At 62.8% G+C, this 2,308-nt stretch carries 3 protein-coding genes; 2 read left to right on the forward strand and 1 reads right to left on the reverse strand.

Going from position 1 to position 2,308, the window contains the following annotated elements; all coding sequences use genetic code 11:
• Positions 1-385: response regulator (locus tag EN994_RS27730; protein WP_164746254.1), on the forward strand; the 385-nt coding region annotated here is incomplete at its 5' end.
• 86 nt (positions 386-471) lie between these two features.
• A complete protein-coding gene (locus tag EN994_RS27735) occupies positions 472-1,179 on the forward strand; it encodes a DeoD-type purine-nucleoside phosphorylase (RefSeq protein WP_013531859.1) in 708 nt (235 codons plus the stop codon).
• Positions 1,180-1,188: 9 nt separating this feature from the next.
• Here EN994_RS27735 and EN994_RS27740 read toward each other — a convergent pair.
• Positions 1,189-2,308: cytochrome c (locus EN994_RS27740; RefSeq protein WP_164746255.1), on the reverse strand; the 1,120-nt coding region annotated here is incomplete at its 5' end.

Below are 2,308 nucleotides of genomic sequence, written 5' to 3' on the forward strand. Positions count from 1 at the left end.
GGCCAAGGATCTGTCGGGCTCGGCCACGGTGCTGCTCGTCGAGGACGAGGATGCCGTGCGCATGGGCGGCATGCGGGCGCTGACCTCGCGCGGCTACACCGTGCACGAGGCGTCGTCGGGCGTCGAGGCGCTGGAAGTGTTCGAGGCGCTGGGCGGCAAGGTCGATATCGTCGTTTCCGACGTGGTGATGCCGGAAATGGACGGGCCGACGCTGCTCGGCGAATTGCGCAAGCGCCAGCCCGACATCAAGTTCGTCTTCGTGTCCGGCTATGCCGAGGACGCATTCGCCAGAAACCTGCCGGCAGATGCGCATTTCGGCTTCCTGCCGAAGCCGTTTTCGCTCAAGCAACTGGCCACGATCGTCAAGGACGTGCTGGAGTCCTAAAGCCTTCCCCATGTTCCTCCTTGCGCAACGCCGTGACAACGCCATGATTGAGGGGTGAACGGCAGGAAGGCTTAGGGGAGCAACCGGTGACGCCGCACAACGAAGCGGACAAGGACGACTATGCCGACACGGTGTTGTTGCCGGGCGACCCGCAACGCGCCGAATGGATGGCGCAAACGTTCCTGGAAGCGCCGCGCTGCATCAATCGCCGACGCGGCACGCTTGGCTTCACCGGCTTGTTTCGTGGCAAGTCCATCAGCATTCAAGCGACGGGCATCGGCGTTTCATCGTTTCTGATCTATGCGCATGAACTGCTGGACCATTATGGCGCCCGGACGCTGATCCGTACCGGCACCTGCGGCAGCCTGACCGCAAAGGCAAAGCTGCGCAGCCTTGTCATCTCGCAATCGGCACAGGCGGAAAGCGCCCAGAGCGGCCAGGTTTTCGGCCTTTATGGACCGGCTGGCCCGGACCCGGCGCTCCTCGCATCGTCACGGGCCAAGGCGGTAGAATTTGGCATCGACCATCATGTCGGCCTGACGGTCTGCAGCGACATCTTCTATCACCCGGATGGGCGTGCCCGTTTTGCCGATGCACGGGCGCAAGGAGCCCTGGCCGTGGATATGGAAACCAGCGCGCTCTATGGCATATCGGAGCATTTCGGAGCACGTGCGTTGTCGATGTGTGTCGTGGTGGACAACATCGAGACCGGCGAACAGACCGACTATTCCGAGCGCCAGGCGCTTTTCACCGACATGAGCCGTCTGGCGCTCGCTGTCGCAGCCGAGAGCTAGAGTACGGGTCTACTGGGTCAATCCCTTGCGTACGGCAGCGACATCGCCGGACGAGACTGCAGGAGCCGCGTTGCCCCAACTGGCGCGCACATAGGTCAAGACGTCGGCGACCTCCTGGTCTTTCAGGCGCCAGGCCAGGGAAGGCATGGCGGGCGTCGTCGGTGCATCGGCCGTGTGCACGGCCTGGCTGCCGGCAAGGACGAGCCGGGCCAGTGTTTCGGCACTGCCCTGCGCGACGATCGAATTGCCGGCAAGGGAAGGGAAAAGCGCGCCTGACCCGGCACCATCTCCACCATGGCAGGCCGAGCAATTGTCGCGATAGATTGCCTCGCCCGCGGTCATCCGTGTTGCGTCAGGCTTTGCCGGTTGGGCGCTGTCGACATCCGAGCCCAGGCTCTTGAGGTAGACTGCAACCGCCTTGAGATCGGGATCGGTCATTTTCGACGTGGAGTTCTCGATGGCCTCCGCCATCGGACCGGAGGCAATCGAATGCGCATTGACGCCGGTCTTGAGGTATTTCACCAGATCCTCTTCCGACCATTTGCCCAGGCCCGATTGCGCATTGTTGGTGATGTCGGGGGCAAACCAGCCCTGCAGGGAGGCACCTTGCAGGAACTCGCTGTCCTTATCGGCGCCAAGGAAAGATTTGGGCGAGTGGCAGGTGCCGCAATGGCCCGCTCCCTGGACGATATAAGCGCCGCGATTCCACTCCGCCGACTTGGAGGGATCCGGCTGAAAGCTTGCTTCGGTGAAGTTGAGGGCATTCCAGCCCAGCATCGCCAGCCGGATGTTCAACGGGAACGGCAGCTGATTGGCTTCGACCTTGTTCGATACCGGTTGAACCGTCGTCAGATAGGCCCACAAGTCGGAAATGTCCCGATCGTTCATCCTGGTATAGGCGGGGTAGGGCATTGCGGGGTAGAGCCGCACACCATTGTGGCCGATGCCTGACTTCATCATGCTGCGGAAGTCGGCTTCCGACCAACTGCCGATGCCCGTCTCGCGGTCAGGCGTTATGTTGGGCGGCACAAGCGCGCCGAACGGCGTTTCGAGCGGCAGGCCGCCGGCCAGCGGTTTGCCCTCGGCTCGCGTATGACAGCCTGCACAGTCGCCGAGCACCGCCTGATAC

This window comes from Mesorhizobium sp. M7A.F.Ca.CA.002.09.1.1 (assembly GCF_003998555.1).
Classification (GTDB): Bacteria; Pseudomonadota; Alphaproteobacteria; order Rhizobiales; family Rhizobiaceae; genus Mesorhizobium; species Mesorhizobium ciceri.